The following is a 14180-nucleotide window of genomic DNA, read 5'->3' on the forward strand; positions in this document are numbered from 1 at the left end:
GTGGCCGTAAACTCAATGGTGCTTACGCCCACGGGAAACTGGCTGCCCGAGGGAAGTCCCGCGGTCTGTACAACAGTGTCAATCCCGCAATTGTCAAAAGCAATTGGCATTGGATAGTTTACTGTAGCGAAACAGTTGCCTGCATCTGTGTTTGCCGAAATATTTGTAGGACACACAATTGTTGGGGCGAGATTATCCTCCACGGTTATGATGGTTGTACAGGTTGAAACATTCCCGTTCACATCAGTTACTGTCAATGTCACCGTATTGTCACCTACATTACTACAGTCAAAATCGGTTATATCAATCGTAGCGCTTGCAATTCCGCACGCATCGGTACTTCCGTTATCAATATCGGCTGCGGTTATGGAGGCAGTGCCGTTGGCATCCAATTGGATGGTGAAAGGCGCGACGCAGTTGGCAATTGGAGCAACATTGTCTTCAACAGTTACTATGGTAGTACAGGTTGAAACGTTTCCGTTTACATCGGTTACCGTAAGTGTAACTGTATTGTCCCCAACATTACTACAATCAAAGGTGTCGATATCAATGGTTGTGGTGGCTATTCCGCAGTTATCTGTACTTCCGTTCTCAATATCTGCCACTGTTATGCTGGCATTTCCGTTTGCATCCAATTGGATGGTGAATGGCGCGGCGCAGTTTGCAACTGGAACAATATTGTCCTCTACCGTTACCACCGCGGTACAGGATGAAACGTTACCATTAGTATCGATTACGGTTAAGATTACATTATTGGTTCCTACATTAGAACAATCAAATGTTGAAACATCAATACTAGTAGAAGTTAATCCGCAGGCATCTGAAGAACCATTGTCCACATCCTCCGCGGTTATTGTTGCGTTACCGTTGGCATCAAGCTGTACGGTGATGTTTTGGCAAACCGCTGTTGGAGCAATATTGTCCTCCACGGTTACCGTTGCGGTACAGGTTGCGGTATTTCCATTTGTATCTGTTACCAATAATGTAACGTCATTTATGCCCACATCGGCGCATCCGAAGGTTAAACTATTGTTTTCCAACGCCGAACTTACGGTGACGAATAACCTTTTAACAGTACCATTACACGGGTCGCCAAACAAAAGGTTATCCGCAGGAACAGAAAAGCTGTTATTGCCTAGTGCATAGCTTTCCACAATTGCCTGCGAAGTTGCCGCGTGGCAAGCGCCAATGGTGTAGTTGCCATTACTTCCGTTCGGAGTGCCATAGCTGGCAAAATCCACCGAAGTTACTACGCGGCCAACAGGTAGCGAAATAGTAAGTATCTGCCCTTCATTTACTTCCGCAAAGGCCGTTACTTGATCGGTGAACTGAAGGCTCGCAATTCCACAATTGTCTGAGCTTCCACCGTCAATGGCAGCAGGGAAAATGGTTGCATCACCATTGGCGTCAAGTTGCACAGTAATGTTTTGGCAAACTGCCGTTGGAGCTACGCTGTCCTCTACAGTAACAGTGGTGGTACAGGTGGAAGTGTTTCCGCCTATATCGGTTACGGTCAAGGTCACGGTATTGGCCCCTATATTGGAACAATCAAATGTATCAATATCTATTGCTGTGTTCGCTATCCCGCAATTGTCCGTGCTTCCATTATTAATATCGGCCGCTGTAATGCTTGCGTTTCCGCTTGCATCTAGTTGGATGGTGAACGGAGCCACACAATTGGCAATTGGTGGGGTGTTGTCAATAACGGTTATAGTTGTGGTACAACTATCGGTAAGTGTGCCATCACTTACGGTTAAAGTAACATTGGTAACTCCAATCGGATAAGGGCCTATTGGATTTATAGTGAAAATAAGCGGATCGCCATCAGGATCAGTTGAGCCTCCGTCAAAATCTATTGCTGCCGCATTTCCTTGGCAACTTCCGTCTGCAGTTACTGTTACTGGTTGGCATACTGCTATAGGTGGTTGGTTGCATGTCCCTAGAGGGTCTGTAACTGTAATTGTAACTGTACACAAAGTATCATTTCCACTTTCGTCTCTTATTCCCAAAATTCTTGTGTTTGTACCCACATCACTACAGGTAAATGTTTGTGAGCCTCCGCCGAAAATTACTGCACTATAATCAACAGCACAGTTATCAGTTACTGGACTTATGTGGGCCAGTGCAATATTATAATCTATTGTAAATTCCCCATTCACATCTAAAGCAACTGTAAAGTCAGTACAATTTAATACAGGGCCTGTATTATCCGTAACGGTAACCGTAGAAGTACAAGTGGAAACATTTCCATTTACATCGGTTACAGTAAGGGTAACCGTATTTGGCCCTATTTCAGCGCATGTGAAGCTGCTTGGCGAAACGGACACTGTAGCTATTCCACAATTATCTGTTGAGCCATCATTTATATCGGCTGCTGTGATAGTGGCATTTCCGGTTTCATCCAAATATACGGTAGTATCTTTACAAATAGCATTGGGAGCAAAATTATCCTCAACTGTTACAGTAGAGGTGCAGGTAGAAACATTTCCATTTACATCAGTTACTGTAAGTGTAACAGTATTGGACCCTATTTCAGCACAGGTGAAGGTGGAAGGGGAAACGCTCAAGGACTGTATTCCGCAGGCATCAGTGGAACCTCCATCCACATTGGCGGCTGTTATTGTTACATTTCCAGTGGCATCAAGTTGTGCAGTATAGGCTTGGCATATGGCGGTTGGCGCTATGTTATCTTCCACCGTAACTATGGCGGAACAAGTTGCGAAAAGTCCTGCGGCATCAGTAACGGTTAGAGTTACCGAAACCGGGGTGCCCACATTGCCGCAATCAAATGTATCGATATCTATGGCATAAGAAACAATTCCAACATTATCGGTTGATCCGCCATCAACATCAGTTGCAACTATGGTTACAGACCCTGTACCATCCAATTGCACCGTAATATCCTGGCATATTGCTGTGGGCGGAGTGGTATCCGGCGGAAGCACGGTGTAAATACATCCTGGCTTTGCGGCGGGTGTATATTCCACTGCATCATTGCTCACCCAATATTGAATATCATTTATGATAGCGGCAAGTTCTACTGCCGTTCCTGTAATTGGAAATCCTCCGGGAACTAGGGTACAGTCAAACTGCCAATTGTCAATTTCAGTTTGTGGAGGTCCAGCTGCATAAACCCTAATGGCATTTACGCCGTTGGTAAGTTGATCCGGCAAAGCGGTAGTGGCGTTATTGGTGTTCGCGCCATCCCAATCTGCGTCTGTGGTTGTGGGCTCCATATTCGCGTGAATGCCCGTTATAAAATTAGGATTTGCTGCGGTGCCTTGATACGCAAATAATTGATCGCCACTAATGGAAAGCACAGCTCCGTTAATAAAACTTCCGGGGAGGGTAACAATATCACCTGCGCTCATTGCAGAAGGGGCATACCACGTGGCACTGCCCTCACCGCCCGCGCCTATGCAGGTAATAGAATTTGGATTGGTAACTCCACAATCGGTGAGTTTTATGTTGGTTCCTGCAATAATATCCTTTAAAATAATGAAAGCGAAGGAGTCATTACCATCCAAATTGAACCCTACAAAGGCAATATCACCAGGGGCTAAGGAGGTAAAGGGTGGCTCGTTTACCGTAACATCAATTGTACAACTTGCACTGTTTCCAGCTTCGTCGGTTGCGGTTAAGGTAACTGTATTTACGCCAACGCCCACCATGGTTCCAGCGGTTGGGGATTGGGTTATGGTAATGTTTGCAGGGGAAGAAACATCATCGGTTGCGGTGGTGCCAGTCACCAAATCTGGAATTGCCGCCAATCCATTTATTCCAGCAGTTAGTGGTGCCGGTGTTGGAGCGCAAACAATAACCGGAGGTGTAGTGTCGCCCCCAGTCGTAATGGTGAAGGTACATCCCGCCGGTAATGCGGGGTTATAAACTGTATCGTTATTGCCGTTCCAATTTCCTCTATTATTTACTATTGCACGAATTTGTGCCGGAGTTCCCGTAACGGGAGATCCTCCAGCCAATGCACAGCTAAACTGCCAGTTGTCCTGTTCTGGAATTAAGCGAACTGCAGTATCTCCGGTAACCAAGGCATTGGGAAGTGCAGAAGTGGAATTAGTAGTGGCAGCGCCATCCCAGTTTGCATCATCGCTGGTTGGGGTGTCATTGTGTTGAATTCCCGCAATAAATATTGGGGATGCAATTGTTCCCTGTATGGCGAAAAGTTGGTCGCCAATCATACTGTATGCGGCGGGCATTAAAAGCATCATATCCAAGGTCACAACTTGACCTGCAGTACGGGCAATACCTGATGTCCATGTGAATTGGCCATCACCCACTACAGCAAAAAATCCTGTGGTGTCATTCCATCCCATATCGGTAAAAATGATGGTGGTAGCTGCATCAATATCCTTTAGCAATACAAAAGATATATTGTCATCCGCATTGGTAACTCCGTCGGTATTTGAGCCAACGAAAGCAATATCTCCCGCCGTTAGCACCGTTTGGCTATTCGCATAAAAGCTTATAAATAGCGTTAAAATCAGTAGTATTTTTTTCATTCTTTTTTATTTAAGTTATCTGGGGGAGATTTCTTAATGGAGGGTATTTTGGTTAGGTTTAGTTTCTTGATGGGAAAATCCCTTGAAGCGCAATACAGTAGTTGATGCATAAATAGGGATTTTTAATCGGGAAAGGCTGACTTCCTCCTGCGGCACCCACCGAATTAGGTGCTAAAATGGAATTTTGTGAATTCGCAAAAGCATTGGTTCCGTTCGCAGCTATAAAAGTTCCCGAAGGAGATTCTGAATTTCCTTCATCGGATGCAAAAAGCTGATGTGTATGGGCCGGCATATTGGATGAAAGCAAGGTAACATTCTCCGTTCCTCCTACTTGACCCTGTATATATGGAGGCAATCCTGGACCTTGCCCAGTATGCAACGGGAATCTTCCGCGAAGGTCGGGAAGGGCGAATGTAGTCTGGCCATTGCCGCCGTACATGGTTCCCAATAATGAAAAAAGGGCAGTGTTTTGGGCAATGGATAATATTTGTCCGTCGCACTTTGCCCAGCCGCGTGGTGCAAAATTGAATCCGAAAGCTTGAATTTGTCCTATAAATGGTTCCATAATTGATATTTTTTTGGGTTAGATTGAAATGTTAAAATGTATAGTAGTTTGGTTAAAAAATGTCTCCTGTTTTGGAAAAAGCTTACTTCCCAATTTGTTATGTTGTTTCCAATGTTCTGCGGTTATTTGGGGGCCGGAACTATTCAGCACCAATTCCGTAAAATTCATTCGGTGCGAACGTGAGACCTTGAAATAAATACGGGCGCTTTTTCCCGTTTCGCGATTGGGGAAATCTGTTATGAATTCATAATTTCCGTTTTCATCGGTTTTTAGTTTTGCCCGATGGCGGTATTTCTCGGAATTGGGCGAAAGATGCCAAACTTCAACCAAGGCATTGCTTTCAGTATTGGTTCCATCTTCGTTGAAAATGGTGCCCTTAACTACAATTGCATTTTCGGAAAACATTCCGGAACGCAAGTCCGTTTTGTTTTCGGCGTAAGGATTGTAGCCCATAAAAGGATTTTGGGGAACGAAAGCATTTGAAAGGGTAGGAGTCAACACTGCCAATCCTGAAATTGCCAAGGCCGACTTACGCATAAAAATTCTTCGCGAGGTAGTTTTATTCATACATTAAATAGTTTGTTTAAATTAGCTAAAGAGGAAGTATATTCCGATTAAGTGAAATAAATACAAGTAAATCCACCTATAATTTCTTAAAATTTAAGTGGCTAAGGTAGAGGATTTTCACAAAAATTTTATACGTAGTACTACGTATATTTTTGTAAGCATGTTGACATTTGAAGTAAGATGGCGGTAGAAAAAAAAGATTCTTGAAGGAAGTTTTTGGCAGTTTTTTCGCCGTCAAATAGAAAATTGAAGTAATCTATGGAAGTTTAAACAGGAACTGATTTTTTCGTATCGCTTTCCACAATTCCGTCGCGAAGCCTAATAATCCGGTGGGCGTGCTCTGCAATTTCTTCCTCGTGGGTAACTACAATTACGGTGTTTCCCGCTTGGTGTATTTCATCAAACAGGGCCATTATTTCGTCCGAGGTTTTGGAATCCAGATTTCCCGTTGGCTCGTCAGCCAATATTATGGAAGGTTTGTTCACCAGGGCCCTGCCCACGGCCACACGCTGTCTTTGGCCGCCGGAGAGTTGATTGGGTTTGTGGTCCATGCGGTCTGCTAAACCAACATCTGCCAATACTTGTTTCGCGCGTTCGGTTCTATCGCTTTTGGAGGCGCCGGCATAAATCATTGGCAAAGCCACATTTTCCAGTGCGGTTGTGCGCGGCAGAAGGTTGAAAGTTTGAAAAACGAAGCCTATTTCCTTATTTCGGATTTCCGCCAACTCATCATCCGTCATATTGCTTACGTCCTTTCCGTTGAGTTCATAGCTGCCAGAAGTTGGCGTGTCCAAACATCCCAAAAGATTCATCAAAGTAGATTTTCCCGACCCCGAAGGCCCCATCAAAGCAACATATTCGCCGCGCTCAATGTCGAGATCAATTCCTTTTAAAACTTTTACAATTTCATTCCCAAGTGGGAAATCACGGGTAATATTTCGGATTTTTATAACTAAACTCATCGGCTTTTCAGTAGGCATTAATAAGACGCAAAGGTGCGTGGGTTGTTACAGATTCAGTTGAAAGCTCAAAGTTAAAAGTTTAAAGTTAATGGGAAAGATAATTAGCGAAAAGCGATAAGCAATTGGCGAAGAGCGAATAGATTATTTCGTTCAACCATCAACCAACTCGAATGACAAAATGCTGCTTCGTTTGTTCTTTTCTGAAAAAAACCATTCCCCATTGAAAAGTATCTATGCTCACCGTTACTTTTTCATTGGCAATAATTTTCTGCCAAGCTTCCGTCATATCCTTGCTCCAATAAATATCGTCAAAAATAATTACGGAATCGTTGTGCACATTTTTTAAAAGTGATTTGAAATAACCTAACGTACGTTCGCCGTTATGGTCGCCGTCAATAAATATCAAATCAAAATTGTCTGAAGAACTTTCAATAAATTCCTTAAAGAGTTTTTGGTGGATTTCAATATTATGAAAGTTGAACTTCTCAAAATAATCCTGCGCTTTTTGAAGCGTATTCGGGCAGCCTTCCACAGTATTTATGGCTGCAAATTCATTTGAAATCGAAAGCGCAACTGTTCCCAAACCCAACGAAGTTCCGAGCTCCAAAATGTTTTCGCATTCAAAATATTTACTCAGGCGGAACAGCAATTTTTGCCGTTTCTTTTTCATTCCGGCATTTTTAATAACTGCAGAAACTTTTCTGGGATTGCCCTTAAAAACTCTGGAGCCTTGCCCGAAATCCTTCATTTCAATCATTGAAATGTCTTTTCGCAAGGCCTGTCGATGCTTTTTTAGAATTTCATATTCGGGATATTTCTTTTTGTCGTTGAAACATTTGGTGACCAAATTATACACAAAAGGGGAGTGGATTCCATGTTTGTTTTTGGAAAGGCGAAGGAATTTGATAAAGCTTTTTGATTGGTGGATCATTTTTTTGCTGTATGCTATAAGCTATTGGCTAAAATACAAGTTTCCAAAATGTTTTGCTTAAAGCCTATTGCGTAAAGCCTATTGCTTAAAGCGTAAAGCTTTTATTCCATTTTCGCGGAAAGTTCAAACCAGCGTTCTTCCTTTGCCTGAATTTGATCCATAATTTCCTGCAATTTTATGGATTGTTTATCAATTTCATCACCGTCCCAATTTTCCGTGGCGAATTTATTTTGAAGTTCCTCGCGGCTTTTTTCAAGATTTGCTATCTCCCTTTCCAATTTGTTGTATTCCTTTTGTTCGTTATAATTCAAAGTTGCCGAGCTTTTGTCTTGCTTCCAATCATTTTTTACCTTTGGTGTAGCTTCGCTGGCTTCCCGTTTTTCTTGAATATTGCTGTCTTCGTAAGCTCTAAAATCTGAATAATTGCCTGGGAAATCCTCCACTTCCGCATTGCCTCTGAAAACAAAAAGATGGTCCACAATTTTGTCCATAAAATACCGGTCGTGGGAAACTACGAGCAAACAACCCGGAAAGTCCAAAAGAAAACTTTCCAACACGTTCAGCGTTACAATATCAAGATCGTTGGTAGGTTCATCGAGTATTAAAAAGTTGGGGTTTTTGATTAAGACGGTACATAAATATAGGCGTTTGCGTTCGCCCCCGCTCAATTTTTCAACAAAATCATATTGCTTTTTTGGGTCGAAAAGAAAGCGTTCCAAAAGTTGCGATGCTGAGATCTGTCGCCCTTTTTTCAATGGAATATAATCGCCGTATTCGCGGATTACATCAATCACTTTTTGGCCTTCTTTTATATTTATTCCAGCTTGGGTGTAGTAGCCAAATTGCACCGTTTCACCCACAATCACTTTTCCGGAATCGGGTTTTAGTGCCCCAGTTAAAATGTTCAAAAATGTGGATTTGCCCGTACCGTTTTTACCGATTATACCAATACGCTCGCCGCGATTGAAATTGTATTCAAAAGCATCGAGCATTTTTTTGTCGCCAAATGATTTCGAAACTTTGTGAAATTCCACCACTTTTGTGCCCATTCGTTCCATATTCAGCTCCAACTGCACTTGATGGTCGTTTCGGCGTTTGCTTGCGCGGTCTTTTATTTCGTGGAAATCGTCAATCCGGCTTTTGCTTTTTGTGGTTCGGGCTTTGGGCTGGCGGCGCATCCATTCCAATTCCTTTTTGAAAAGTTGCTTCGCCTTTCCTGTTTCGGTAGCTTCATTTTCTATTCGCGCATCGCGTTTTTCTAAGTAATAACTGTAATTTCCTTTGTAACTGTACAGTGTTCCTTCGTCCAATTCAACAATTTCATTACACACACGTTCCAAAAAGTAACGGTCGTGCGTAACCATAAATAGCGTAAAATTTTCCTTTGCAAATAAGTTTTCCAGCCATTCAATCATTTCAAGATCCAAGTGGTTGGTTGGCTCATCCATTATCAACAAATCCGGTGTGGTAAGCAATGCATTTGCCAAGGCGAGACGTTTTTTCTGCCCTCCGCTTAGGGTAGAGACTTTTGCGTGCAGATCTTCCATTTTCAATTTGAAAAGAATCTGTTTGTAACGGGTTTCAAAATCCCAGGCGTGGTGGGCTTCCATTGCGTCAAAGGCTTTTTGAAACGCTTCGGAGTCGTCTGGATTTTCAATGGCGTGTTCGTAATTTTCAATGATTTTGAGAATGGGATTGTCTGACGAAAAAATGGTTTGTTCCACCGTAAGCGCCGGATTCAAATCTGGTTCCTGCGGCAGGTAGGCGATTTTCAAGCCTTTTCTGAAAACAACATTGCCTGTATCGGCCTTGTCATTTCCGGCAATTATATTTAGAAGAGATGTTTTTCCGGTTCCATTTTTGGCAACGAAACCTATTTTTTGTCCCTCGTTTATTCCGAAGGAAATATTTTCAAACAAAACGCGCATCCCGAAGGACTTGGAGATATTTTCTACTGAAAGGTAATTCACAATTTTAATTTTGGGCAAAAGTAAATGAAATTGGGGAATAGGGAATTTTTAATTTGGGAAACGTGAGGCTTTAATCGTGAGTCATCATAAACCATAAATCGTATATCGTAAATCATAAATCAAACCTCCTTCGCCTCTAGCTAAAAATAATTTCATTATTAACTGCGTTACTTTATATTTGTCCATTAGCAACCCTGCCCTTTATGAAATTGAAGTACCTTTTGTTGTTTTTGATTGTTATAATTTGCGCCACTTCATGCGTAACCACAAAACAGCTCACCTATTTACAGGAAAACACTGGCAACACCGATACTTTGGCGATTTTAAGAAAACGGCAGGAACCGTACCGACTTCAAATTAACGATCTTTTGAGCATACGCGTAAAGGCTTTGGATCAGGAAACAGTGGGAATCTTCAATCCCATTAGTGATGCAAACCCCAATGCCACGGGCGAGGAAAGGTTGTATTACGATGGATTTGTAGTGGACGACCATGGCAACATTCGCATACCCAGTTTGGGAGAATTGAATGTACTTGGTTATACGGTAGAGGAAGTGCGGGAACGGCTGGAGGAAATTTTATTGCGCGATTATTTTAAGGCGGAAGCCAACGTTTTTGTCACCGTAAAATTGGCCGGAATTCGCTATACCATCAATGGCGAAATCGGTAGTCCGGGATCAAAAATAATATACCGCGACCAAGTGAGCATTATGGAAGCCATTGCCAATAGTGGCGATATAGAACTAACCGGCGACCGAAGTGATGTGGTTATCATCCGGCAATATCCGGCTGGGCAAAAAGTACATCATATTGACCTAACAAAACTTGAGGCCATGAATTCCCCATATTATTACATTAAACCGAACGACCTGATTCTAATCAATCCCCTGCCACAAAAATCATTGGGCACAGGGACCACCGGACTCCAGTCCTTTACTACCATTGTTACGGTTGCCACGGCTTTGGTTACCACCATTTTATTGTTCACCCGATTATAAAACAATATGAGCGAGGAATTCGAGATTAACGAAACCCACACCACTTTCGACTTTAAGGGATTTCTATTTAGGCTTTTTCACCACTGGCCTTTTTTTCTTATTTCGTTGGCCATCGCGTTTTCAGTGGCCTATTATATCAACGTTCGCAAATTGCCCATTTATCAAATGCAGAATTTGGTGTCCATCAAGGACGACCAAAACCCATTTTTCACTAGCAACACTAGCCTTACCTTCAATTGGGGCGGTACAACCGATAAAGTGAATACCGCAGTTATAACGCTCCAATCCCGCTCCCACAATGAAAAGGTAGTGGAACGCCTGCAATATTATTTGGACTATTTGCGCGATGGCGAATACCAACAAGTGGATGCTTATAAGCAAACGCCATTCTATGTGGACGTGGACACTACGAAACCGCAAATGCTAAACCGGCAAATAAAAGTAGTTTTTAAAGACTCAGTGAATTTCAATTTGAGTGCTGCTTTTGAAGAAGCCGGCAATGTCCAATTCCAAAATTACGCAACAAAGGAGCGCACCAGCAAATTTGTGGATGCGGGCCAATTCTCCCAGGATTATAAAATTGGACAGCACATTAGCCTTCCATTTTTTAGCGGCATCTTAGTTCCAAATAGGGAAGTGATTTCCAGGCCGGGAACGCCATATTATTTTGTCTTCAGAAATTATGATGGGGTTGTTAAGAGGTATCTAAACATTCGTGTGGAACCCGAAAGCAAAGGTTCGTCAGTGCTCAGAATGCGCCTTACCGGCAACAACAAGGCTGGACTCGTTGATTATTTGAACACTTCGGTGGAAGTTTTAAGCGAAGACATGCTGGAGCGAAAAAACCTTTTCGCCACCAAAACCATTAAGTTTATTGACAGCAGCCTCGCTATAAAATCCGCTGAGCTTTCTACGGTTGAGGATGAGCTGAACCAATTCAAGAACAAGAACGCCATTTTCGACCTGGCAAGTGAAGGTTCGGAAATAAATGCAAAGCTAAACGAACTGGATTTACGGAAGGAAGCCGTAAACCGCGAACTAAATTACTACAATACACTGCAGGATTACCTTACAAACCGATCCGATTATAAGGACGTTCCTGCACCCTCAGTTGCGGGTATTTCCGAGGCCAGCATTGTGAGCGGGGTTGGAAAAATTGTTGCCCTTGCCGAGGAACGGAACAAATTTCAATATTCCTATAAAGAAGATGCGCCCATTTTTAACGATATTGATAGACAGATTAACGCCGTAAAAACCGTATTGCTCGAGAACATTCGCTCCTCCAAAAGCTTAAAAGGGCAGGAACTCAGTTCCATAAATCGCGATATTGGCCGCTATGAAGGCGAAATACGAAAACTTCCGAAGGAACAACAGGACCTATTGAATATTGAACGACGCTACAATTTGAGCCAGGGCACTTACAATCTTTTTCTGGCTAAGAGAAGTGAGGCAGGTTTGGTAAAGGCAGCAAACGTGAGTGACGTATTAATTATTGATCCCGCGAAGGATACGGGCGGTGGCCAGATTGGCCCGAATACCCAGCTAAACTATATGATGGCGGGTCTTTTGGGATTGTTTATACCGTTGATTGTAGTTTTCCTTCGGGTGTTTTTTGATACCAAAATTAGCAATGTTAAGGATTTGGAAAGGATTACGTCCATTCCTTTGTTGGGAATAATTGGTAAGAGCCCCATCGATAGCAATCTGGTGGTCCTTACAAAGCCAAAGTCACCTATTGCCGAAGCTTTTAGGGCGCTGCGTTCCAGTTTACAGTTCATTTATAAAAAGCAGGGAATAAAAGGCGCCAAAACCGTGTTGGTCACCAGTTCAGTAAGCGGGGAGGGAAAAACATTTTGCTCTATCAACCTCGCTTCGGTATTCGCATTGAGCGAAAAGAGAACGGTATTGGTTGGGTTAGACCTTAGAAAACCTAAAATTTTCGGCGATTTCAATATTAATAATGATATTGGGGTGGTCAATTTTCTTATAGAGGCGGCCGATATTGATACTATAATCCAAAAAACTGAGATCGCAAACCTTGATGTAATTCCATCCGGGCCCATTCCCCCGAACCCTTCTGAATTGTTGATAAGCGAAAAGTTGGATGAACTGATTGATGCCCTAAAGGAGCGTTATGATTATATCATTCTCGACTCCCCGCCGCTAGGTTTGGTGTCGGATTCCTTGGAATTGATGAAGCACGTAGATGCCACACTATATCTAGCTCGCTTCAATTATACCCATAAAAATATGTTCACTTTCGTAAATGAAAAATACAAAACTGGCGAAGTGAAGCATATAAGCCTTGTTTTGAACGGATATGTAGAAAAGAGTGGGAGTGGTTACGGCTATGGCTACGGCTACGGTTATGGATACGGCTATGGCTCCTATGGCAACTACGGTAATGGCTACCACGAAAACATAAAACCGCCCACCTTACTTGATAGGTTGAAGAAAAATTTTAAAAGGAAGTAACATCCCCTAAATCCCCCTTCGAAGGGGGACTTCCTTTTTTTGCAACTTAGTTATTTCTAAGAACCAAACCCCTCCCTTAGAAGGGAGGCCGAAAGGGATGTTCTTCTGTTATGTTGAGCTGTTCGGTTAAAACATCCCCCTAAATCCCCCTTCGAAGGGGGACTTCCTTTTTTTGCAACTTAGTTATTTCTAAGAACCAAACCCCTCCCTTAGAAGGGAGGCAGGGAGGGATGTTCTTCTGTTAAGTCGAGCTGTTCAGTAAAAACATCCCCCTCAATCCCCCTTCGAAGGGGGACTTTTTGCTTTATCGCCAATTGAACCTAAGAACCGATCTCCTCCCTTAGAAGGGAGGCCGGGAGGGATGTTCTTCTGCTATTTTGAGCTGTTCAGTAAAAACATCCCCCTAAATCCCCCTTCGAAGTGGGACTTTTTTCCTTTTGCCGACAATTGATTCTAAGAAACGGACACCTCCCTTAGAAGGGAGGCCGGGAGGGATGTTCTTCTGCTAAGTTGAGCTGTTCAGTAAAAACATCCCCCTAAATCCCCCTTCGAAGGGGGACTTTTTTCTTTATCGCCAATTGAACCTAAGAACCGATCTCCTCCCTTAGAAGGGAGGCCGGGAGGGATGTTCTTTTGCTAGGTTGATCTGTTCAGTAAAAACATCCCCCTAAATCCCCCTTCGAAGGGGGACTTTTTGCTTTATCGCCAATTGATAATAAGAACCAGACTCCTCCCTTAGAAGGGAGGCCGGGAGGGATGTTCTTCTGATAGGTCGAGCTGTTCAGTAAAAACATCCCCCTAAATCCCCCTTCGAAGGGGGACTTTTCCTCAGTCGCCCATTGATCCAAAGAACCAAACTCCTCCCTTCGAAGGGAGGCCGGGAGGGATGTTCTTCTGCTATTTTGAAACCCCTCCCTTAGAAGGGAGGCAGGGAGGGATATTCTCCTGCTATTTTGAGCTGTTCAGTAAAATCATCCCCCTCAATCCCCCTTCGAAGGGGGACTTCCTTTTTTAGCAACTTAGTTATTTTTAAGAACCAAACCCCTCCCTTAGAAGGTAGGTCGGGAGGGATGTTCTTCTGATAGGTCGAGCTGTTCGGTAAAAATATCCCTCTAAATCCCAATTCGAAGGAGGACATTTTTTTGCTGTAACCTGGCTTCTCAAAACCCTAATTTTTGATAGCCGGTCACAATTG

General features: G+C 43.0%; 9 protein-coding genes. 2 read left to right on the plus strand and 7 right to left on the minus strand.

The genetic code is table 11. The annotated features are described in order from the left end of the window. The 6 genes from QRD02_RS12795 to QRD02_RS12820 form a co-directional block, all read right to left on the minus strand. Positions 1–4517: HYR domain-containing protein (locus tag QRD02_RS12795; protein ID WP_290255351.1), on the minus strand; the 4517-nt coding region annotated here is incomplete at its 3' end. Positions 4518–4575: 58 nt separating this feature from the next. Then, positions 4576–5082 carry a phage tail protein gene (locus QRD02_RS12800; protein ID WP_290255352.1) on the minus strand — a complete coding sequence of 169 codons (507 nt, stop codon included), beginning with the start codon at positions 5080–5082 and terminating at the stop codon, positions 4576–4578. A gap of 18 nt (positions 5083–5100) precedes the next feature. After that, complete coding sequence (locus QRD02_RS12805; protein ID WP_290255353.1) at positions 5101–5649, minus strand: peptidase associated/transthyretin-like domain-containing protein; 549 nt, start codon at positions 5647–5649, stop codon at positions 5101–5103. 266 nt (positions 5650–5915) lie between these two features. Further along, positions 5916–6611 carry an ABC transporter ATP-binding protein gene (locus QRD02_RS12810; RefSeq protein WP_290255354.1) on the minus strand — a complete coding sequence of 232 codons (696 nt, stop codon included), beginning with the start codon at positions 6609–6611 and terminating at the stop codon, positions 5916–5918. A gap of 157 nt (positions 6612–6768) precedes the next feature. After that, on the minus strand, positions 6769–7542 hold the full coding sequence (locus tag QRD02_RS12815; RefSeq protein WP_290255355.1) for an O-methyltransferase: 774 nt from the start codon (positions 7540–7542) through the stop codon (positions 6769–6771). A gap of 101 nt (positions 7543–7643) precedes the next feature. Then, positions 7644–9512: an ABC-F family ATP-binding cassette domain-containing protein gene (locus tag QRD02_RS12820; RefSeq protein ID WP_290255356.1), complete on the minus strand. Its 1869-nt coding sequence runs from the start codon at positions 9510–9512 to the stop codon at positions 7644–7646. Between the two features lie 203 nt (positions 9513–9715). Here QRD02_RS12820 and QRD02_RS12825 point away from each other — a divergent pair, with 203 nt between their 5' ends. Both QRD02_RS12825 and QRD02_RS12830 read left to right on the plus strand, forming a co-directional pair. Then, entirely contained in the window at positions 9716–10510 is a 795-nt protein-coding gene (locus QRD02_RS12825) for a polysaccharide biosynthesis/export family protein (RefSeq protein ID WP_290255357.1), read from the plus strand. A 6-nt stretch (positions 10511–10516) separates the two neighbouring features. Further along, positions 10517–12985 carry a GumC family protein gene (locus QRD02_RS12830; protein ID WP_290255358.1) on the plus strand — a complete coding sequence of 823 codons (2469 nt, stop codon included), beginning with the start codon at positions 10517–10519 and terminating at the stop codon, positions 12983–12985. A gap of 916 nt (positions 12986–13901) precedes the next feature. Here QRD02_RS12830 and QRD02_RS12835 read toward each other — a convergent pair. Next, complete coding sequence (locus tag QRD02_RS12835; protein WP_290255359.1) at positions 13902–14123, minus strand: hypothetical protein; 222 nt, start codon at positions 14121–14123, stop codon at positions 13902–13904. Positions 14124–14180: the final 57 nt, after the last annotated feature.

The organism is Aequorivita aurantiaca, from assembly GCF_030410135.1.
GTDB classification, from domain to species: domain Bacteria; phylum Bacteroidota; class Bacteroidia; order Flavobacteriales; family Flavobacteriaceae; genus Aequorivita; species Aequorivita aurantiaca.